The sequence below is a fragment of the Thermomonospora echinospora genome, assembly GCF_900108175.1.
In the GTDB taxonomy this organism is placed as follows: domain Bacteria; phylum Actinomycetota; class Actinomycetes; order Streptosporangiales; family Streptosporangiaceae; genus Thermomonospora; species Thermomonospora echinospora.
Window position 1 is genome coordinate 309,802 of record NZ_FNVO01000001.1, and the last position, 19,922, is coordinate 329,723.

A 19,922-nucleotide genomic window follows, 5' to 3' on the forward strand; every position below is an offset into this window, starting at 1 on the left:
GGATCGTCGTCCGTTCCCGCCCGGCGAGGCGATCGTGACGGACCGTACGGTCCCCGTCAGCTCTCCGGGAGAACGACGTGGTTGCCGGCGAAGAGGTTGGCGGGGTCGTACCGCTTCTTGACCTCGGCCAGCCGCCGGTAGTCCTGCGGGGTGAAGGCCGCCGCGGTCCGGTCCGGGTCGGTCAGGAAGTTCAGGAACGTGCCGCCGGTGGTGTAGGGACCGATCCGCGCGGCAGCGTCCCGTACGGCCGACCGGACGGCGTCCACCTGCTCGGGGCGTTCAGCCTCCGCGCCGAACATGGCAGAGAACGGGACGTCGCGGTGACCGGCCGGCCCGGCGCCCTCGGGCGGCCGGGCCATCGCCCCGCCCCAGTGCCGCACGTCAACCGCCGCGACCGGCCCGCCGTCCTCGACCACCCCGATCATCGCGTCGACGGCGTCGCCCGGTAGGTCGTCGAGCAGTTCCAGACGTTCCTCGATGGCCGACGGCGGGGGCGGCGGCCTCAGCAGCGTCGAGGTGTCGGCGTAGGCGATCGGACGCAGCCCGTCCACCAGGGGCGCTCCGGCGGCCTCGCGCAGCGGCGCCAGCATGCGTTCGGCGTCGTCGGCCTCCCCCAGGTAGAACACCCGCAGGGCCAGGACGCGCCGGCCCCGCAGCGGCTCGGGCAGTTCGGGGGACGGCGGCATCCGCATCATCGTGATCGCGGTGTTGGACTCGTCCGGCTCCTCCGGCGCCCACTCGCGGTAGCGCGCCAGCACTTGCGCGGCCCGGTCGAAGCCGAACACGGCCATCCCGGCGTAGATGGGCCCAACCGGATACAGCGGCAGCTCCAGTGCCGTCACCAGCGCGAACCCGCCGCCTCCGCCGCGCATCGCCCACAGCAGATCGGGATGCTCGTCGCCGCGGACGGTGAGCATCTCCCCGTCGGCGGTCACCACCTCGGCGCCCAGCACCCCGTCGGCGGCGTAACCGTGCCTGCGCGACATCCAGCCGGTGCCGCCACCGAGCGTGTAGCCCACCACGCCCACCGTGGGCGAACTACCCGACAGCGGGGCCAGCCCGAACGGCGCGGCGGCGGTGACGACATCCCCCCACACGGCCCCCGCGCCCACCCGGACGGTGCGGCGCGCGGGGTCGACCCGGACGCCGTTCATCGCCGAGGTCCGCAGCAGCAGCCCGCCGTCACAGGCCCGCACCGCCCCGTGCCCGGTGGACTGTACGGTGATCGGCAGGCCGTGCGCGCCCGCCGCGCGGACCACCGCCTGCACCTCCCGCGACCCGGCCGCCTCGGCGATCAGCGCCGGGCGGTGCTCCACCAGACGCCGCCACGGCTGCCGGGCGGTGTCGTAGCCATTGTCGCCGGGCAGCAGCACCCGGAGCCCGGCGTCCCGCAGTTCCCGGACCGCGGGGACAACACTTTCACGCACCTGTGACCCTCCTTGTCACTTGCGGTTGAACAGTCGCCTGGTCCAGCACCGCCGGCACCCCGGGCCCGACGCCCGCCCGCCGCGCGCCGCCCGCGGCCGGGCGTCGGGCGGCGGGCGGCGGGCGGCGCGCGGGTGCTGTCGCAGACCTTCACCAGGTCCGCGGCCTCGATGGCCGGATGTGCAGGTGAGGCCACAGGGCCTCCTCGCTGTCGCGCTGTCCGGAACCGATGCTGGCTGTCGATACCCCGAAGGGGCATCCCGCGAGGGAAGGCTTTCGTGACTGCCGCCGGGGGCGCAGCGGGCGCGTGCGTACTGCGGGGGAAGTAGCGCCGATCTCCTCTCGGCGGCGGACGCCCGGTCCGTGGCGGCTGGTTTATGGTGCGGGCATGGGTTTGCGGGGCATTCGGCGGGTCCGTGTACCCGACGCGCTACAGGACTTCGCCATGGCGGCGGGTGCGGCGGTGTTCGTGCTGGTGGGTGTGGCCACCGCGCCCCCGGGACGGACGGGGCTGGACGCGTTCGGGGTCGCCCTGCTGCTCGGCGGGGCGCTGGCGCTGGTCGGCCTGCGCCGGGCCCCGGCCGCGACGCTGGCCGTCGCCACCGTGTGCGGGCTCGGCTACCTGCTGCGCGGCTATCCCGGCGTGGCCGCCGCGGTCCCGGTGATGATCTCGCTGTTCGCCGCCGCCAGGGCCGGTCACCGGCGGACGGTGGCCCTGCCCTTCGCCGCGCTGCTGGTGCTGATGGCCGGCGACCTGACCGTCGCCGAGGTCGGCCTGCCCCCGCGCCAGATCGTCCAGGACCGGTTCCTGCTGGCCGGCTGGCTGGTGGCCAGCGCCGCGCTGGGCGGGGCGTTCCGGCAGTGGGGCAACTACGTCAGGGAGGCCGAACGGCGCGCCGCCGAGGCCGAGCGCACCCGTGAGGAGGCCGCCCTGCGCCGAGCCGGGGAGGAGCGGCTGCGGATCGCCCGCGAGCTGCACGACTCGCTCACCCACAGCATCTCGATCATCAAGGTGCAGACCGGGGTGGCCGTCCATCTGGCCCGCAAGCGCGGCGAGCGGGTGCCGGACGCGCTGCTGGCCGTCCAGGAGGCCAGCGCCGAGGCGATGCGGGAGCTGCGCGCCACCCTGGAGGTGCTGCGCGACGGCGACCCGGGCGGCAGCGGGCTGGACCGGCTCGGCGAACTGGTGGAGCGGGCGCGCTCGGCCGGGCAGCCGGTCGCCCTGACCGTCGACGGGGACGAGCGGGCGGTGCCCCCCGAGGTCGGCCGGGCCGCCTACCGGATCGTCCAGGAGGCCCTGACCAACATCACCCGGCATGCCGGGCCCGCGTTGGCGGAGGTGCGCCTCACCTATGGCGCCGACACGCTGACCGTCCGGGTGGACGACGACGGCCTCGGCACCGGGGGCGCCGCCGGCGGCGCCGGGATGGGGCTGGTGGGCATGCGCGAGCGGGTCGCCGAGCTCGGCGGGCGGCTGCGGACCGGGCCCCGGCCCGAGGGCGGCTTCACGGTGTGCGCCGAGCTGCCGATCCCCGTCGCCGCTTTGCCGCCGCAGGCCGCGCCGGTGCCGGAAGCGTCATGATCCGGGTGCTGCTGGTGGACGACCAGCCGCTGATCCGGGCGGGATTTCGGGCGCTGCTGGAGGCCGAGGAGGACATCGAGGTGGTCGCCGAGGCCGCCGACGGGCTGCGCGGCGTCGAGCTGGCCGCCGCGCACCTGCCCGACGTGGCGCTGATCGACGTGCAGATGCCGGTGCTGGACGGCATCGAGGCGACCCGCCGGATCGCCGCCGACCCCCGGCTATCGGGCGTGCACGTGGTGATCCTGACCAACTACGGCCTGGACGAGTACGTCTACGACGCGCTGCGAGCGGGCGCCGGCGGCTTCCTGGTCAAGGACACCGAGCCCGCCGACCTGCTGCACGGCGTCCGGGTGGCGGCGCGCGGCGACGCCCTGCTGTCGCCGGCCATCACCCGCCGGCTGATCGGCGAGTTCGTCGCCCGGCCCCTGGACGGCCGGGTCGGCGCCGGGCTCGCCGAGCTGACCAACCGGGAACGAGAGGTGGTGGCGCTGGTGGCCGGGGGGCTGTCCAACGACGAGATCGCCGAGCACCTGGTGATCAGCCCGGTCACCGTCAAGACCCATGTCAGTCGGGCGATGACCAAGCTGCACGCCCGCGACCGCGCCCAGCTGGTGGTGTTCGCCTACCAGGCCCGGCTGGTCACGCCTCCGTGAACGCCTCGCCGCCGGCCGAGGACTGCCAGTCGGTCAGCCGGCCCCGGGAGTCGAAGCGGGCCCGGGCGGAGCCGCCGCCGGGCGTGCGGGCCTCGATCGAGGCGGAGGTCTCCCGGTAGGGCACCCGGTGGTGGCTGAGGAACCGGGCCAGGGTGAGCCGGGGGTCGTGCGGGAAGAGGCCGGCCGCGTTCAGGACCAGTCGGGGCACCGGGATCGGGTCCCAGCCGGCCCTCGGCGTCTGCGGGTCGTCCACGTGCAGGTAGGCCGAGCCGCCGTCGTAGCCGGCGCCGATGTAGCCGCCCCCGCCGAGGATCCCGCCGGCCACCATCGCGACCAGTTCGCCGCCGTGTCCGGCGGGGCCGTCGTACCACGACAGGTCCACCTCGGGGGTGACCAGTTCCGGCACGCCGAGCCGCTCGCCGATCTCGCGGACCACCAGGGTGGGCGCCACCGCGGGGTGGCCCTCGCCGAACTGCGGGTTGGCCCACCCCCACAGCCAGGTCTGTTCCCGTACCGCGTAGCTGCCCAGCAGGGACACCCGTACCGTCACGCCGCCGCTGGAGTAGGTGCGCGCGGTCAGGTCGGCGTTCCAGTCCTCACGTGGCAGGAACTCCGCCAGGGTCTCCTGCTGCTGCAGGACGACCGCGGCGAGGGCCGCGCCGAGGCGCTGGAAGGCGGGGCTGAACCCGGCCTGCGTCGTGGTGGGACCAGACATGTCGGGCACATTATCTCAGGGATCGGCGCGGGTTTCCGCCCCGTCGGCGGGTCGGCCGGGTCCGGGCCGCCCCGGCCCCCGCCGGACGCGTCCGGCATCCGGCGCCGGCGGACGGAGCTCCGCCCTCGGGCGGCGCGGCCCCTGATGTCGTTTCCGTGTTTGATCGTTTACTTACCGGAGTCGCCGCCCATTTTCCGGGCATTGCCGGATTCGTTACTAGATGTTCCGTCCAATATAAAGTCCATGGTCTGCCAGAGGTTGATCATGGCGGGATGATATATAGGCCGGATTTGCTGGGTGTGGGCGGCGCTGTCGGAGTCTTGGCCGAGGTCACACGGCTGACCTGGGGGTCTCGCATCGAAGTGGTGTAGACCTGTGGCATATGTCCTGCTATGGTCATTGCTGCTCTGCGGTGGGGGGTCCCGGGCTTCGCGTGCTTTACAACGACGTTTCGTGCGTGGCCGTCATGTAAACAGAGTGCTAATTCTGCCGGTCGACTTAATTGTCACCTCCCGGGTTCATCCTTTACCGCTAATATCCGCAGGTGCCGGTAAAGGGCGAATGGTCCATTCCGGTGGGGCGGCCACCGCGGGGGTGCCGCCGGGGGAGGGTTCGTTGTCATCTGTCTCGGATTTCCTTGAGGGTGCCTACACGCGCGCGATCGCGGACGGGAACTGGCGTCAGCTGGTGCCGCTGGGGCTGGCGGGGCTGCTGGTGTGGTCGTTGTGGGCGTACCGTGTCGTGCTGTCCCGATTGGCCAAGCCGATCGTCAACGACTTCCGCACCTCGGTGTCGGTGATCATCCCGTCCTACCGGGAGGACCCCGACATCCTGCTCAAGTGCCTGGACAGCTGGCTGGCCCAGGACCCCACCGAGCTGATCCTGGTCGTGGACGTGGCGGACGTGGAGTGCCAGCGCCGCCTGGCTCAGGTGGAGGACCCGCGGCTGCGGGTGCTGGTGTACGAGCACGCCGGCAAGCGCTCGGCGCTGGGCGTGGGCATCCGGGCGGCCAACTGCGAGATCGTGGTGTTCGCCGACTCTGACACCTGGTGGCAGCCGGGCCTGCTGGAGGCCGTGCAGATGCCCTTCGTCGACCCCGACGTCGGCGGCGTCGGTACCCAGCAGAACGTCTACCAGCGCGAGACCAGCGTCTGGCGGCGGATCGCCGACTGGCTGGTCAACCTGCGCTACTACGACTACGTCCCGGCCATGGGCAGCAAGGGCGGGGTGGCCTGCCTGTCCGGCCGCACCGCCGCCTACCGGCGCTCGGCGATCCTGCCGGTGGTGGAGAACCTGGAGAACGAGTTCTTCCTGGGCCGCCGCTGCATCGCCGGCGACGACGGCCGGCTGACCTGGCTGGTGCTGGCCTCCGGCTACAAGACCGTGCACCAGTCCACGGCGCGGGCCGTGTCGATGTTCCCCGACTCTTTTCGGGCCTTCGTCAAACAGCGGATCCGCTGGAGCCGCAATTCCTACCGCTGCTACCTGACGGCGCTGTGGAAGGGCTGGCTGTGGAAGACGCCGTTCGTCACCAAGGTGACCGTGCTGCAGATTCTGCTGACCCCGGTCACCATGGGCATCACACTGGCCTACCTGCTGTTCAGCCGGCTGCAGCTCACCCCGCTGGGCATCGGGCTGGCGGTGGGATGGCTGCTGCTGGGCCGGGGCGTCCGCGGCTGGTCGCACCTCAAGCGGCACCCCAAGGAGATCGTGCTGCTGCCGCTGCTGGCGCTGGTGGTGATCATGATCGCGCTGCCGATCAAGCTGTACGCGTTCGTCACCATGAACAAGCAGGGCTGGCTGACCCGCAGCTCCGAGCAGGTCGGCGGGGCGGGCCAGACCGCCGCGACGCTCCAGGAAGCGGCCTGAGGTGAGGGCGAGCACCTCGAAGGCCGCCAGGGTCCGCGCGGGCGGGCTGGCGATCGGCCTGGTGGCCGCGGTCACCGCGAGCGGGGCGGCGGCCCACGCCGAGCCCACCCCCCCGGTCCAGCCCACGCCCGGGACGGTGACCCGCACGCCCGGCGCCACACCAGGCACTACACCCGACACCACACCAAGGGCCACTCCCGGCACCACCCCGGGCGCCTCGGCCTCGCCGTCCGCCACCGCCCCGGGAGCCGGCACCGACCCGGCGCCGTCCGCGGCGGTCCCGTCCGAGCCCAGCCCGGCCGACGTCGGGACGGTGCGCCCCGAGGACGCCCGGGCCCAGGCGATCCTGGTCGACCGGGAGGACCAGCGCATCATCCAGACCCGGGCGGTGCTGGCGGCGATGCTGCAGATCGGCGGGGTGTCGTCGGCCTACTGGAAGCAGCCGCAGATCTACGGCTCCGCGCACGGCAAGACGCTGGTGCTACCCGAGCGCGACGACCCGTACACCATCACCGACCTGGCGGCGGCCGGCGGCGGCAAGTACTTCCGGCGGCTGTCCGACGGCTCCTACCTGCTGGGCATCCACGTCTTCGTGGCCGACGGCGCCGAACTGCTGCTGCAGAGCGGCAGCCGGCCGCTGGTCATCCGGATGGGCAGCGGCCCGGGCGCGTTCAGCTCCATCGTCAGCTTCGGCGGCGACATCGACCTGATCGGCACCGCGCGCTCCCCGATCCGCGTCACCAGCTGGAACGTTCCGGACAAAGGGCCCGACACCGCCGTGGAGGACGGCCGGGCCTACATCCGCGCGGTCGGCGGCAAGTTCAAGATGGAGTACGCCGCGGTCTCCCATCTGGGCTTCTGGAGCGGCCGCACCGGCGGGATCGCGCTCACCGGCACCGACCGGCCGACCAGCGCCGTCAAGCACCGCAGCAAGGCGCAGCGCCACGAGGACAAGCGGCTGCGGCTGGAGCGCAACCGCAACGGCCAGGGCGGCGACGGCGGCGGGCCGGGCGACGTCGAGCTCGGCCCGGCCGGCGGCACCGCCTCGCACCTGCCCGCCGAGGAACTGGTGAGCGGGTCCATCCAGAACAGCGTCATCACCGGCAACGCCTACGGACTGTTCGTCTCCGGCTCCAACCAGACCCAGGTCATCGGCAACCGGGTCCACGACAGCCTGGTGCACGGCGTGCTGATGCACCGCTTCGCCAAGAACGCCACCATCGAGAACACCACCGTCACCGGCAGCCGCGGCGACGGGTTCGTGCTGTCGCGGGCCACCGAGAAGGTCCGTGTCGTGGGCTGTATCGCCGAGCGCAACGGCCGCAACGGCTTCACCCTCAACGGGCAGGCGCTGGCCGACGGTCCCTCGGCCTCCGGGGAGTCCCTGGTCAGCTACGGCGACAGCTCGGTGAGCGGCAGCACCGCCCGTGACAACGGCCGCTACGGCGTCGAACTGCTCGGCGGCCGGAAGCTGTCGGTGCAGGGCAGCCGGATCGTCGGCGGCGACATGGGCATCGTGGTCCGCGCCGGGGCCGTCGACGTGCGGATCTCCGGCAACACGGTCACCGGGCAGCGCCGGCACGGCATCGCGCTGCGCGACGGGGTGACCGGCGCCGCCGTGGGCGGCAACATCGTCAACGGCCCGGTCACCGGGATCTACGTCCGCGACTCCACCACCACGATCATCGGCAACACCATCCAGGTCGCCAAGGTGCCCAAGGCGCACGGCATCTCGGTGCTCGGCGGCTCGGAGGGCACGGAGGTCACCAGCAACACCATCCGGGGCGCCGGGACCAGCGCGGTGCACGTCTCCCGCTCCCAGGGACGTGTGGAACGCGCCGACAACAACACCGACGGGTGGACCGACACCTCCACCCTCTGGATGAAGGCCCAGCGGTGGATCAAGCCCATGAACCTGGTGTGGGCGGCCGTCTTCCTGCTGGTGATCATCTCCGCGCTCCGCTCGCGCGAGGCCGGTCCGAGCGTGCGCCGCGGCGTCCACCCGTACGCCCGGCAGACCCGGCTGGAGGAGCGCCTCCCACAGGTGCTGCAACGCCGCATCCCGCGGTACGGGGCCGACACGACCCCGCGATCCCACAACGGCGCTTCGGGAGAAGGGGCCCTGACATGACCCACCAAGGGGGAGAGCGGCCGCCGCGCAGGCGGCGCAGGATGGGCAGGGTCCTGGTGACGCTGCTGGTGCTGGGGGCGTCCGGCGGCGGCACCTACGCCTACATGGCGTACCTCAACGGCGAGGAGCCGATGCCCGCGGTCGACGACGTCCGGCCGCAGGACGCCCAGCAGCAGGCGACCCTGGTCGACCAGGAGGACCTGCGGGTCATGCAGACCCGCGCGGTGCTGACGTCGGCGCTGGCCCGGGGCGGGCCGCGCGCCGCGCAGGTGCGCCAGCCGCACATCGCCAGCTCGGCCAACGGCCGGACCCTGGTGCTCACCAAGCGCAGCAAGCCCTACTACGTGGCCGATCTGGAGCGCTACGGCCAGGAGGACTTCGAGCAGCAGAGCGACGGGTCCTACCTACTGGGCATCAACGTCTTCGTGGCGCCCGGCGCCAAGCTGGTGCTGCAGAGCGCCAGCGGGCCGCTGCACCTGCGCATGGCCAGCGTCCCCGGCTCGTTCACCTCCATCGTGGGGGTCGGCGCCAGCATCCGCATCAACGGCTCGGCGCAGAACCCGGTCAACATCACCAGCTGGAACCCCGAGACCGGCCGGTCGGACACCCAGGTGGCCGACGGCCGCGCCTACATCCGGGCGATCGGCGGCGAGCTGCGGATGCGCCACACCCACGTGTCGCACCTGGGATTCTGGAGCGGCCGCACCGGCGGCATCGCCATCACCGGGTCGGACCGGCCCAACGACTCCTCCGAGCTCGTGCCGCGCGCCCAGTGGAAGCCGCGCCGCCAGATCGTGCAGATGCCCGACGGGCGGCGCGAGACCACCGGAGGCGGCCTGAACACGATCGAGGTGACCCCCGCCCGGGGCGGCTCGGCCAACGGCTTTTCGATCCCGTCCGCCAACCTGGCCACCGGCACGATCGAGAACACCACCATCACCGGCAACGCCTACGGCGTGTTCATCACCGGCTCCAACCAGACCCAGATCGTCGACACGGTGGTCCGCGACAGCCTGGTGCACGGCGTGCTGATGCACCGCTTCGCCCGCAACGCCACCATCGAGAACACCACCGTCACCGGCAGCCGCGGCGACGGGTTCGTGCTGTCGCGGGCGACCGAGCAGGTCAACATCACCGGCTGCCTGGCCGAGGGCAACGGCGGCAACGGCTTCACCCTCAACGGGCTGCCGCTGGCCGAGGGCCCCTCGGCCTCCGGCGAGGCGATCGAGGGCTTCGGCGACAGCTCGGTGATCAGCAGTACCGCCCGCGACAACGGCCGCTACGGCATCGAGGTCCTCGGCGGGGTCGACCTGGCCGTGCAGACCAGCCGGGTGGTGGGCGGCGACATGGGCATCGTGGTGGGCGGCGGGGCCCGGGGCGTGCGGGTCTCCGGCAACGAGCTGACCGGCCAGCGCCGCCAGGGCATTGCCGTCCGCGACGGCGTCAGCGGCGCCCAGATCAGCGGCAACATCGTGCGGGACACCCGCACCGCCCTGTTCGTCCGCGCCTCCAACGCGGTGATCAGCGGCAACACCGTACGGTCGGCGACGCTGCACGGGGTGACCCTGCTCGGCGACACCACCGGCACCCAGATCGTCGGCAACACCCTGGCCGGGGCCGGGCGCAGCGCCATCGACCAGGTCAGGTCGGACGGTCAGGTGACCGTGCGCAACAACAACACCGGCGGCTGGCAGGAGACCGCCGCGTTCTGGACGCAGGTCAAGCGGATCGCCAAGCCGATGAACATCATCTGGGCGGGCGTGTTCCTGCTCGTGGTCGTCTCGGCGCTGCGCTCGCGGGAGATCGGGCCGCGCATCGGCCGTCGCCGTGACGTGCACCCCTACGAGTTGCAGCGGGTGCTGGAGGAGCGTCCCGCGGTGGTGCTGGAACGTCCCGAGCCCGCCGGTGCGCAGCCCGGCGAGCGGCGGGACGAGTTCACCGGTGTGGGCAGTCGATAGGAACCTGGCGGCATGACAGACAAGATCGATCTGAAGTTCGTGGCGGGCCTGCTGATCGGCGCGCTGGTGATGGGCGCCCTGGTGGTGGTGCTGATGAGCGGCGGGCAGGACGGCGAGCGGGCCGCGGACCAGAGCGTGCCCATGCCCCGGGGGCCGGTCGGCGCCGGAGCGTCCGAGGACCGCGGCGAGGACGCCGAGGAGGACATCGAGGAGGCGGGCGAGGAGGGCGAGCCGTTCACCTCCGCCGGGCCGCCGCCGGACATCGAGGTGCCCGACGGCGAGGGACGCGTCGTCTGCCCGGCCGCCACCAGGACGGTCGGCGACGCCCGGGAGCTGCAGACCGCGCTGAGCACCGCCGAGCCCGGCGACAGCATCCACCTGGAGGACGGCATCTACGTGGGCAAGTTCGTGGCCCGCGCCGCCGGCACCGAGGACAAGCCGATCTTCCTGTGCGGGGGAGAGAACGCCGTCCTCGACGGCGGCGGGATCAAGAAGGGCTACGCCCTCCACCTCAACCAGGCCAGCCACTGGCGGCTGGTGGGCTTCACCGTCCGCAACAGCCAGAAGGGCGTCATGGCCGACACCACCGACGGCGCGGTGATCCAGGACCTGCGGGTGCACGACATCGGCGACGAGGCGATCCACCTGCGCAACTTCAGCAGCGGCAACACCGTCCAGTACAACCTGATCTACAACACCGGGCTGCGCCGCGAGAAGTTCGGCGAGGGCGTCTACCTGGGCACCGCCGAGAGCAACTGGAAGCAGTTCTCCGGCGGGAAGATGGACCGCAGCGACCGCAACGTGGTGCGCGGCAACGTCATCCGCGCCACCGCCGAGGCGATCGACGTCAAGGAGGGCACCACCGGCGGCCGCATCGTCGGCAACATCTTCGACGGCTCGGTGCTGGGCGGCTCCAAGCACAACGACTCCTGGGTGGACGTCAAGGGCAACGGCTACGTCATCGAGGACAACCGGGGCACCGAGACCAACGAGGACGGCTTCCAGACCCACGAGATCGTCAAGGGCTGGGGCACCGGCAACGTGTTCCGCGGCAACACCATCGACCTCGGCGGCGGAGGCGGCGTCGGGATCAAGGACACCGCCGGCGGCAACACCATCGACTGCGACAACAAGGTCACCGGGGGCCCGCTCACCGACAAGGGGCAGTGCACCTGACTTCCGCGGCCGCCGAGGCGCCGCACCGACACACGAGGGAGAAGCGAATGGACACGGCCGCACCCCCGCGCCTGACCGTGATCGGCACCGGCTATCTGGGTGCCACCCACGCGGTCTGCATGGCCTCACTGGGCTTTGAGGTGCTCGGCGTCGACGTGGACGCCGACAAGATCGCCAAACTGGCCTCCGGGCAGGTGCCGTTCTTCGAGCCCGGCCTGCCCGAACTGCTGGCCAAGACCCTGGAGTCGGGCAGGCTCCGGTTCACCACCTCCTACGCCGAGGCCGCCGAGTTCGGCGACGTCCACTTCATCTGCGTGGGCACCCCGCAGATGCCGGGCTCGGACGCCTGCGACATCAGCTACGTGGACGCGGCGGTCGGCGCGCTGGCCCCGCACCTGACCCGGCGGGCGCTGGTGGTCGGCAAGTCGACGGTGCCGGTGGGCACCGCCGCCCGGCTGACCCACACGGTCCGCGAGCTGGCCCCGGCGGGCGAGGAGGTGGAGCTGGCCTGGAACCCGGAGTTCCTGCGCGAGGGCTACGCCGTCGACGACACGCTGCGCCCCGACCGGCTGGTCTTCGGCGTGGCCTCCGAGTGGGCCCGGGAGCGGCTGACCGCCGCCTTCCGGCCGGTGATCGACGCCGGTACCCCGGTCGTGGTCACCGACCTGGCCACCGCCGAGCTGGTCAAGGTGGCCGCCAACTCGTTCCTGGCCACCAAGATCTCCTACATCAACGCGATGGCCGAGGTATGCGAGGCCACCGGCGCCGACGTCAGTGACCTGGCCGCGGCACTGGCCCACGACGACCGGATCGGCGGCCGGTTCCTGCAGCCCGGCCTGGGCTTCGGCGGGGGCTGTCTGCCCAAGGACATCCGGGCGTTCGCGCACCGCGCCGAGGAGATCGGCGTCGGGCAGGCGGTCTCGTTCCTGCGCGAGGTGGACGCGATCAACCGCCGCCGTCGTTCCCGCACCGTCGACCTGGTGCGCGAGCTGCTCGGCGGTCGCCTGGACGGCAAGCGGATCGCCTGCCTGGGCGCGGCGTTCAAGCCCAACTCCGACGACATCCGGGATGCCCCCGCCCTCGACGTGGCGCGCACCATGCACGGCCTGGGCGCCTACGTGCGGGTCTACGACCCGGCCGCGCTGGACAACGCCCGCCGCGCCTACCCCGAGCTGCGGTACGGCTCCAGCGCGCTGGACGTGGCGCGCGACGCCGACGTGGTGGTGCTGCTCACCGAGTGGGCGGAGTTCCGCCAGATCGACCCCGAGGCGATGGCCAAGGTGACCGCGCACCGCCGGATCGTGGACGGCCGGCACGCCCTGGACCCCGAGGTGTGGCGCGCCGCCGGCTGGGAGTACCGCGCGCTCGGCCGTTCCTGGCCGGACGACCGGCGGGGCGGCCACTAGCCGCGCGGCGGGGGCGGCGCCCGTTCCCGCGCCGCCCCGCCCGGAGGCGGAGCGTGTCCCCTCGCCCTGCCGGGCGACCGGTGGAACACCGATCACAGTGGTGCCGGGCGGGCGTCCGCGCCGTCGATCGCCGTAACGGTGCGGGCTAGGCTTCCGTACCGGGCAGACACGGGACGTGTCACGGTCAAGGGGGACGAGCGAGTGGGCCGACCGGGCGTGCGGGGGCTGCGGATCTGGGCGGTGACCACGGTGCTGCTGGCGGTCCTGGGGCCGCCGGCGGGGCTGCTGTGGGCGGCGATCGCGCCGCCGGTGCGGTATCTGATGCTGGACGGCCATCTCGTGCTCGCCGACCCCGAGACCCAGGCACTGATCGCCGGGGACGGCCGGTACGCGCTGGTCACCGGGGCCGCCGGGGTGCTGTGCGGGGTGCTGGCCTACCTGGCGGGGGGCCGGGACAACGACGTTCCGCTGCTGCTGGGGCTGGGCACCGGAGGAACGGCCGCCGCGCTGCTGGCCTGGTGGACCGGCCATCGCGTGGGGCAGGGCGGCTTCGAGGAGGCGGTGCGGGCCGCCGCCGGCCGGGCCGTGGAGAGCCCGGCCGATCTGCACGCCGTCGGAGTGGTGGTGTCCTGGCCGCTGCTGGCCGTGGCGGTCTACGGAGTGCTGGAGGCCGTGCTGGCCCGGCTAGCCCCGCGCGATCGGGGCCAGGACGGCGCCGGTGAGCCGGACGAGGTCGGCGGGGGCCAGCTCGATCTGCAGGCCGCGCCGCCCCGCGGAGACCAGGACCGTGTCGAGCCCTGAGACCGAATCGTCGATCACGGTCGGCAGCCGCCGCCGCTGCCCCAGCGGGCTGATCCCGCCCACCACGTAGCCGGTCGCCCGCTCGGCCACCGGCGGGTCGGCCAGCTGCGCCTTCTTGCCGCCCGCCGCGGCGGCCAGCGCCTTGAGGTCCAGGCCGCCCGAGACCGGCACCACCCCGACGGTCAGCTCGCCGTCCACCGCAGCAACCAGCGTCTTGAACAGCCGCTCGCGCGGCACGCCCAGGGCGTCGGCGACCGCCGCCCCGTAGTTGTCGGTGCCGTGCTCCACGTCGTACGGATGCAGGGTGAAGGCAACCTTGGCCTTGGCGGCGGCGACCGTCGCCGGGGTCTGCCCGCCGCCCTTCTTGCTCGAACTCATGGGGGCAGTCTGCCGCCCGCGATCGCCTCCCGCACGCCGATATCCGCCCGGCCCGCGGGGGAGGCGTGGGGGACGGGCTCAGTTGGGATGGACCGCGCCCTCGATGAACTGGCTGGCAGGCACCGCCGGCAGCACGTCCAGCAGCCGGTTCTCGCGCGTCAGTAGGTCCCGTTCGGCCCGCAGTCGCGCGGTGGCGTCCCCGGTCTCCAGCAGCCGCTGCTTCTCGTCGCGGTCCAGCACCACGGCGGCGGCGACCAGGTACGACAGCCGTACCGGATCCTCGGGCAGCTCGACCGGCTCGGCCAGGTCGACGCCCGCCGACGCCAGCCGGTGCCGGTAGCGCCGGAACAGCCCGGCGACCTGCCGGGCGGCCGGGACGGGGGCCTCGCCGGCCTCGTCGGGCAGCAGGTCCACCTCGCCGGTCAGGTACGGCCCGGAGTCGTCCACCTCCTTGAGCCGGAACCGGTCGGCGCCCACCGTCACCAGGTCGAACCGGCCGTCGGGGTGCGCGCTGACGGTCTGTACCTCGGCGGCGCAGCCGACCCCGGCCAGCCGCCGCGCCGCAGTGGTCCCCACCTCGTGGCCGAGCTCGATGCCGATGACGCCGAACCGGCGCGGCTCCGGCTCCTCCAGCAGCTCGCGCACCAGCAGCCGGTAGCGCTCCTCGAAGATGTGCAGCGGCAGCACCAGCCCGGGGAAAAGCACCGTACCCAGGGGAAACAGCGGCAGCCGTACGGTCACCCGACCAGCCTACCCGGCGGTAATGATCATGGCGGGGGAGAAAATCTCAGATGGTGAAGGGCCGGGCAAGGTCGCGGCAGGAAATCTCAGGTCCTGAGACCGGTGCCCGTCCCGCCGGCCGTCCTCCGTAGACTGGACCGGTGATCTCCCGTATTGACCTGCGCGGTTCGCTGCCCGGCGACCTGCGCTCCGTGCTGCCCCGCGCCGAGCTCGACGTCGCGGCCGCCCTGGAGAAGGTGCGGCCCATCTGCGAGGACGTGCGCCATCGCGGCTCGGCGGCGGTCCGGGAGTACACCCGTGACCTCGACGGCGTCGAGCTGGACGCGCTCCGGGTGCCCGCCGCCGCCATCGCCGAGGCGCTGGCCACCCTCGACCCGGCGGTGCGCGACGCGCTGGAGGAGTCGATCCGCCGCGCCCGCCTGGTCCACCGCGACCAGCGCCGCACCGACGTCACCACCCAGGTCGTGCCCGGCGGCACGGTCACCGAGCGATGGATCCCCGTCGACCGCGTCGGCCTGTACGTGCCGGGCGGCCGGGCCGTCTACCCCTCCAGCGTCGTGATGAACGTCGTCCCCGCGCAGGAGGCCGGGGTCGGCTCGCTGGCCGTCACCTCCCCGCCGCAGCCGGAGTTCGGCGGCCGCCCGCACCCGGCGATCCTGGCGGCGTGCGCGCTGCTGGGCGTGGACGAGGTGTACGCCGCCGGCGGCGCCCAGGCCATCGCGATGTTCACCTACGGCACCGAGGAGTGCCGTCCGGTCAACCTGGTCACCGGCCCCGGCAACATCTGGGTGGCCGCCGCCAAGCGGCACCTGCGGGGCGTGATCGGCATCGACTCGGAGGCCGGGCCCACCGAGATCGCGATCCTCGCCGACGCCACCGCCGACCCGGTGCACGTGGCCGCCGACCTGATCAGCCAGGCCGAGCACGACCCGCTGGCCGCCGCCGTGCTGGTCACCGACAGTGTGGAGCTGGCCGCCGCCGTCGAGCGCGAGCTGGCCGCGCAGGTCGCCCGTACCAAGCACGCCGGGCGCATCACCGAGGCGCTGGCCGGCCGCCAGTCCGGCATCGTGCTGGTCGACGACCTGGAGGCCGGGCTGCGGGTGGTCGACGCCTACGCCGCAGAGCACCTGGAGATCCAGACCGCCGACGCCCACGAGCTGGCCGGGCGCGTCCGCAACGCCGGCGCGATCTTCATCGGGGCGCACTCGCCGGTGTCGCTGGGCGACTACCTGGCCGGGTCCAACCACGTGCTGCCCACCGGCGGCTGCGCGTGCCACTCCTCGGGCCTGTCGGTGCAGTCGTTCCTGCGCGGCGTGCACGTGGTGGAGTACGACGAGCCCGCGCTGGCCCAGGCCACCGCCCGGGTGGTGGCGCTGGCCGAGGCCGAGGACCTGCCCGCCCACGGCGCCGCGATGAAGGCCCGCTTCGACTGGGAGATCCCCGAGTGACGTCCCTGAACGACCTTCCGCTGCGCGAGGACCTGCGCGGGCGGCGGCCCTATGGCGCGCCCCAGCTGGACGTGCCGGTGCGGCTGAACACCAACGAGAACCCCTACCCGCCCTCGCCGCAGCTGGTCAAGGCGCTGGGGGAGGCGGTCGCCGACGTCGCCGCCGCACTCAACCGCTATCCCGACCGGGACGCGGTGGCGCTGCGCGCCGACCTGGCGGAGTTCCTCAACCGGGACACGCCCGGCGCGGACCTGACCGCCGAGCGGGTGTGGGCCGCCAACGGCTCCAACGAGATCATCCAGCAGATCCTGCAGGCGTTCGGCGGGCCGGGCCGGCGCGCCCTGGGCTTCGAGCCGTCCTACTCGATGCACCCGATCATCACCCATGTCAGCGGGACCGAGTGGATCAACGCCCAGCGCGACGAGGACTTCGGCCTCGACCCCGAACGGGCTGTCGCCGCCATCGCCGAGCACCGCCCCGACGTGGTGTTCCTCACCTCGCCCAACAACCCGACCGGCACCGCGCTGCCGCTGGAGGCCCTGGAGGCCGTCCTGTCGGCCGCGCCCGGCATGGTGGTGGTGGACGAGGCGTACGGGGAGTTCCGCAGGGAGGACACCCTGTCGGCGCTGGAACTGCTGCCCGAGCACCCGCGCCTGATCGTCACCCGCACCATGTCCAAGGCGTTCGCGATGGCCGGCGCCCGGCTGGGCTACCTGGCCGCCGACCCCGCCGTGATCGAGGCGCTGCTGCTGGTCCGGCTGCCGTACCATCTGTCCTCGGTGACCCAGGCCGTCGCCCGCACCGCGCTGACCTACGCCGAGGAACTGCTCGGCACCGTGGACACGCTGCGCGCCGAACGCGACCTGATCGTGGGATGGCTGCGCTCACAGGGCCTGCGGGTGGCCGACTCCGACGCCAACTTCGTGCTGTTCGGCGCCTTCCCCGACCGCCGCCGGGTGTGGCAGGCGGTGCTGGATCAGGGCGTGCTGATCCGCGAGGTCGGCCCGCCCGAATGGCTGCGGGTCAGCGTGGGCACCCCCGAGGAGATGGCGGCCTTCCGCTCCGCCCTGACGACCGCATTGAAGGAGAACCAGTGAGCCGCATTGGTCGCGTCGAGCGCGGCACCAAGGAGACCACCGTCGCCGTCGAGATCGACCTCGACGGTACCGGGCAGGTGGACGTGGCGACCGGCGTCGGCTTCTTCGACCACATGCTCGCCCAGCTCGGCAAGCACGGGCTGTTCGACCTGACCGTCAAGACCACCGGCGACCTGCACATCGACAGCCACCACACCATCGAGGACACCGCGATCGCGCTCGGCCAGGCGTTCGCCCAGGCCCTCGGCGACAAGGCCGGCATCCGCCGGTTCGCCGACGCCTCGGTGCCGCTGGACGAGTCGCTGGCCCAGGTCACCGTGGACCTCGCCGGCCGCCCCTACCTGGTGCACACCGAGCCCGCGGGCATGGCGCCGATGATCGGCCCCGACTACGACACCACGCTGACCCGGCACATCCTGGAGTCGTTCGTCTCCAACGCCCGCATCGCGCTGCACGTGCACGTCCCCTACGGCCGCAACGCCCACCACATCGTCGAGGCCCAGTTCAAGGCGCTGGCCCGCGCGCTGCGCGACGCCGTCGCCCTCGACCCCCGCGTCCAGGGCGTGCCCTCGACCAAGGGGGCGCTGTAGCCCGTGGACATCGGGGGCCTGCACTTCACCTACCTGAACGTGGCGCTGTTCGGCCTGGCGCTCTTCCTGCTGACGGGCGTGATCAGCTTCCTCAGGCAGGGCCTCAAGGTCGGCGCGCTGATCCTGCTGGTGCTCACTGCACTGGCCGTCACGGCGGGAGCGTTGCGGCTGTGAAACCCAAGATCGTCGTCCTCGACTACGGGTCGGGGAACCTTCGCTCGGCCGAGCGGGCGGTGGCCCGCGCCGGCGCCGAGGTGACCGTCACCAGTGACTTCGACGCGGCACTGGCGGCCGACGGACTGGTCGTGCCCGGAGTCGGCGCGTTCGCGGCCTGTATGGAGGGTCTGCGCGCCATCCGGGGCGAACAGATCATCGGCCGCCGGCTGGCGGGCGGCCGCCCGGTCCTGGGCATCTGCGTGGGCATGCAGATCCTGTTCGGCAAGGGCGTCGAGCACGGCGTCGCCACCGAGGGCTGCGCCGAGTGGCCTGGCACGGTGGAGCGCCTGCACGCCCCGATCCTGCCCCACATGGGTTGGAACACCGTCCGGGCCCCCTCGGACTCGGTCCTGTTCCAGGGCTTGGACGCCGACACCAGGTTCTACTTCGTGCACTCCTACGGGGTGCGCCGCTGGGAGCTGCCCCCGGGGCGGCTGACCCCGCCGGTGGTCACCTGGGCCGAGCACGGCGAGCCGTTCGTGGCCGCCGTGGAGAACACCGCCCTGTGCGCCACGCAGTTCCACCCCGAAAAGTCCGGCGACGCCGGCGCCCAGTTGCTCCGCAACTGGCTGTCCACGCTCTAGACCACGCGAGATCTTGCGCATTTCGCGGCGACAGATGGGTTCTGCGATGACCTTGACGCTCCTTCCCGCCGTCGACGTCGCCGACGGCCAGGCCGTCCGGCTGGTGCAGGGCGAGGCCGGCACCGAGACCTCCTACGGCTCGCCGCTGGAGGCGGCGCTGGCCTGGCAGGGGGCCGGGGCGGAGTGGATCCATCTGGTGGATCTGGACGCGGCGTTCGGGCGGGGCTCCAACCGGGAGCTGCTGGCCGAGGTGACCGGGCGGCTGGACGTGCGGGTGGAGCTGTCGGGCGGCATCCGCGACGACGCCTCGCTGGAGGCGGCGCTGGCCACCGGGTGCGCGCGGGTCAACATCGGCACCGCCGCGCTGGAGAACCCCGAGTGGTGCCGCAAGATCATCGCCGAGTACGGCGAGCGGATCGCGGTCGGCCTGGACGTGCGCGGCACCACGCTGGCCGCCCGGGGCTGGACCCGGGAGGGCGGCGACCTGTGGGAGGTGCTGGCCCGCCTGGAGGAGGACGGCTGCCCCCGCTACGTGGTGACGGACGTGACCAAGGACGGCACGCTGCGCGGCCCCAACACCGACCTGCTGCGTGAGGTGTGCTCGCGCACCGACAAGCCGGTGATCGCCTCCGGCGGGGTGTCGTCCCTGGACGACTTGCGGGCGCTGGCCGGGCTGGTCGGCGACGGGGTGGAGGGCGCGATCGTCGGCAAGGCGCTGTACGCCCAGGCGTTCACCCTCCAGGAGGCGCTGGCGGCGGTGTCGCGTTGATCGAGCGCATTTCCTCTGGAGGCCCGTGGGAGGAGTCCATCGGCTACTCGCGCGCGGTGCTGGCCGGCGACCTGGCGCTGGTGTCCGGCTGCACGGCCACCGTGGACGGCGAGGTGGTGCACGAGGGCGACCCGTACGAGCAGGCCCGCACCGCGATCCGGATCGCGCTGGGGGCGCTGGAGCGGCTGGGCCTGTCGGCCAAGGACGTGGTCCGCACCCGCATGTACATCACCCGGGCCGGGGACGCGGCCGAGGTGGGGCGGGCGCACGGCGAGTTCTTCGCCGACGTGCGGCCGGCCGCCAGCATGCTGGTCGTGGCCGGGCTCATCGACTCGCGGATGCTGGTCGAGATCGAGATGGACGCCTACCGGGGAGGTGCGTGA

General features: G+C 72.9%; 19 protein-coding genes. 15 read left to right on the top strand and 4 right to left on the bottom strand.

Annotated features, from left to right (window positions below):
• Positions 1–56: 56 nt before the first annotated feature.
• Entirely contained in the window at positions 57–1,427 is a 1,371-nt protein-coding gene (locus C4U03_RS01440) for an FAD-binding oxidoreductase (protein ID WP_103935757.1), read from the bottom strand.
• Between the two features lie 386 nt (positions 1,428–1,813).
• Here C4U03_RS01440 and C4U03_RS01445 point away from each other — a divergent pair, with 386 nt between their 5' ends.
• Positions 1,814–3,007 carry a sensor histidine kinase gene (locus C4U03_RS01445; protein ID WP_235017560.1) on the top strand — a complete coding sequence of 398 codons (1,194 nt, stop codon included), beginning with the start codon at positions 1,814–1,816 and terminating at the stop codon, positions 3,005–3,007.
• Entirely contained in the window at positions 3,004–3,660 is a 657-nt protein-coding gene (locus C4U03_RS01450) for a response regulator (RefSeq protein WP_103935759.1), read from the top strand. The genes C4U03_RS01445 and C4U03_RS01450 overlap by 4 nt, the downstream gene beginning before the upstream one ends.
• Here the strand turns inward: C4U03_RS01450 and C4U03_RS01455 are convergent.
• The gene (locus tag C4U03_RS01455; protein ID WP_103935760.1) at positions 3,647–4,375 is read right to left on the bottom strand and encodes a DUF6882 domain-containing protein; all 729 of its coding nucleotides are present in this window, start codon (positions 4,373–4,375) and stop codon (positions 3,647–3,649) included. The two genes, C4U03_RS01450 and C4U03_RS01455, sit on opposite strands and share 14 nt — an antisense overlap.
• 615 nt (positions 4,376–4,990) lie before the next feature.
• Here C4U03_RS01455 and C4U03_RS01460 point away from each other — a divergent pair.
• The 6 genes from C4U03_RS01460 to C4U03_RS01485 all read left to right on the top strand — a co-directional run bounded on the left by C4U03_RS01460 (position 4,991) and on the right by C4U03_RS01485 (position 13,716).
• A complete protein-coding gene (locus C4U03_RS01460; protein ID WP_200826957.1) occupies positions 4,991–6,244 on the top strand; it encodes a glycosyltransferase family 2 protein in 1,254 nt (417 codons plus the stop codon).
• Position 6,245: 1 nt separating this feature from the next.
• The gene (locus C4U03_RS01465) at positions 6,246–8,375 is read left to right on the top strand and encodes a right-handed parallel beta-helix repeat-containing protein (RefSeq protein WP_103935762.1); all 2,130 of its coding nucleotides are present in this window, start codon (positions 6,246–6,248) and stop codon (positions 8,373–8,375) included.
• On the top strand, positions 8,372–10,333 hold the full coding sequence (locus C4U03_RS01470; RefSeq protein ID WP_103935763.1) for a right-handed parallel beta-helix repeat-containing protein: 1,962 nt from the start codon (positions 8,372–8,374) through the stop codon (positions 10,331–10,333). The genes C4U03_RS01465 and C4U03_RS01470 overlap by 4 nt, the downstream gene beginning before the upstream one ends.
• 12 nt (positions 10,334–10,345) lie before the next feature.
• Entirely contained in the window at positions 10,346–11,509 is a 1,164-nt protein-coding gene (locus C4U03_RS01475; protein WP_200826958.1) for a right-handed parallel beta-helix repeat-containing protein, read from the top strand.
• Between the two features lie 47 nt (positions 11,510–11,556).
• Positions 11,557–12,915 carry a UDP-glucose dehydrogenase family protein gene (locus tag C4U03_RS01480; RefSeq protein WP_103935764.1) on the top strand — a complete coding sequence of 453 codons (1,359 nt, stop codon included), beginning with the start codon at positions 11,557–11,559 and terminating at the stop codon, positions 12,913–12,915.
• A 201-nt stretch (positions 12,916–13,116) separates the two neighbouring features.
• Positions 13,117–13,716 carry a hypothetical protein gene (locus C4U03_RS01485; protein WP_235017563.1) on the top strand — a complete coding sequence of 200 codons (600 nt, stop codon included), beginning with the start codon at positions 13,117–13,119 and terminating at the stop codon, positions 13,714–13,716.
• Here the strand turns inward: C4U03_RS01485 and ybaK are convergent.
• Both ybaK and C4U03_RS01495 read right to left on the bottom strand, forming a co-directional pair.
• Complete coding sequence (gene ybaK, locus C4U03_RS01490; RefSeq protein ID WP_103935765.1) at positions 13,600–14,094, bottom strand: Cys-tRNA(Pro) deacylase; 495 nt, start codon at positions 14,092–14,094, stop codon at positions 13,600–13,602. The two genes, C4U03_RS01485 and ybaK, sit on opposite strands and share 117 nt — an antisense overlap.
• Positions 14,095–14,172: 78 nt before the next feature.
• Positions 14,173–14,835, bottom strand: coding sequence for an LON peptidase substrate-binding domain-containing protein (locus tag C4U03_RS01495; RefSeq protein ID WP_103935766.1), 663 nt, complete (start codon positions 14,833–14,835; stop codon positions 14,173–14,175).
• Between the two features lie 140 nt (positions 14,836–14,975).
• Between C4U03_RS01495 and hisD the strand changes: the two genes are divergently transcribed.
• The 7 genes from hisD to C4U03_RS01525 are packed head-to-tail and all read left to right on the top strand — an operon-like array spanning position 14,976 to position 19,922.
• Positions 14,976–16,283 (top strand): histidinol dehydrogenase, encoded by a 1,308-nt coding sequence (gene hisD, locus C4U03_RS01500; RefSeq protein ID WP_103935767.1) that lies wholly within the window; start codon positions 14,976–14,978, stop codon positions 16,281–16,283.
• A complete protein-coding gene (locus C4U03_RS01505) occupies positions 16,280–17,380 on the top strand; it encodes a histidinol-phosphate transaminase (protein ID WP_103935768.1) in 1,101 nt (366 codons plus the stop codon). Before hisD ends, C4U03_RS01505 begins: the two co-directional genes overlap by 4 nt.
• A complete protein-coding gene (hisB, locus tag C4U03_RS01510; RefSeq protein WP_103935769.1) occupies positions 17,377–17,970 on the top strand; it encodes an imidazoleglycerol-phosphate dehydratase HisB in 594 nt (197 codons plus the stop codon). Before C4U03_RS01505 ends, hisB begins: the two co-directional genes overlap by 4 nt.
• 3 nt (positions 17,971–17,973) lie before the next feature.
• Positions 17,974–18,144 carry a hypothetical protein gene (locus tag C4U03_RS40960; RefSeq protein WP_200826959.1) on the top strand — a complete coding sequence of 57 codons (171 nt, stop codon included), beginning with the start codon at positions 17,974–17,976 and terminating at the stop codon, positions 18,142–18,144.
• The gene (hisH, locus tag C4U03_RS01515; RefSeq protein WP_103935770.1) at positions 18,141–18,770 is read left to right on the top strand and encodes an imidazole glycerol phosphate synthase subunit HisH; all 630 of its coding nucleotides are present in this window, start codon (positions 18,141–18,143) and stop codon (positions 18,768–18,770) included. Before C4U03_RS40960 ends, hisH begins: the two co-directional genes overlap by 4 nt.
• 46 nt (positions 18,771–18,816) lie before the next feature.
• The gene (priA, locus tag C4U03_RS01520) at positions 18,817–19,539 is read left to right on the top strand and encodes a bifunctional 1-(5-phosphoribosyl)-5-((5-phosphoribosylamino)methylideneamino)imidazole-4-carboxamide isomerase/phosphoribosylanthranilate isomerase PriA (RefSeq protein WP_103935771.1); all 723 of its coding nucleotides are present in this window, start codon (positions 18,817–18,819) and stop codon (positions 19,537–19,539) included.
• Positions 19,536–19,922 (top strand): RidA family protein, encoded by a 387-nt coding sequence (locus C4U03_RS01525; RefSeq protein WP_200826960.1) that lies wholly within the window; start codon positions 19,536–19,538, stop codon positions 19,920–19,922. The genes priA and C4U03_RS01525 overlap by 4 nt, the downstream gene beginning before the upstream one ends.

Coding starts and splice junctions, on each gene's coding strand:
- C4U03_RS01470 (WP_103935763.1), top strand. CDS start 8,372: ATGACCCACCAAGGGGGAGAGCGGCCGCCGCGCAGGCGGCGCAGGATG.
- C4U03_RS01445 (WP_235017560.1), top strand. CDS start 1,814: ATGGGTTTGCGGGGCATTCGGCGGGTCCGTGTACCCGACGCGCTACAG.
- C4U03_RS01455 (WP_103935760.1), bottom strand. CDS start 4,375: ATGTCTGGTCCCACCACGACGCAGGCCGGGTTCAGCCCCGCCTTCCAG.
- C4U03_RS01480 (WP_103935764.1), top strand. CDS start 11,557: ATGGACACGGCCGCACCCCCGCGCCTGACCGTGATCGGCACCGGCTAT.
- C4U03_RS01450 (WP_103935759.1), top strand. CDS start 3,004: ATGATCCGGGTGCTGCTGGTGGACGACCAGCCGCTGATCCGGGCGGGA.
- ybaK (WP_103935765.1), bottom strand. CDS start 14,094: ATGAGTTCGAGCAAGAAGGGCGGCGGGCAGACCCCGGCGACGGTCGCC.
- C4U03_RS01475 (WP_200826958.1), top strand. CDS start 10,346: ATGACAGACAAGATCGATCTGAAGTTCGTGGCGGGCCTGCTGATCGGC.
- priA (WP_103935771.1), top strand. CDS start 18,817: ATGACCTTGACGCTCCTTCCCGCCGTCGACGTCGCCGACGGCCAGGCC.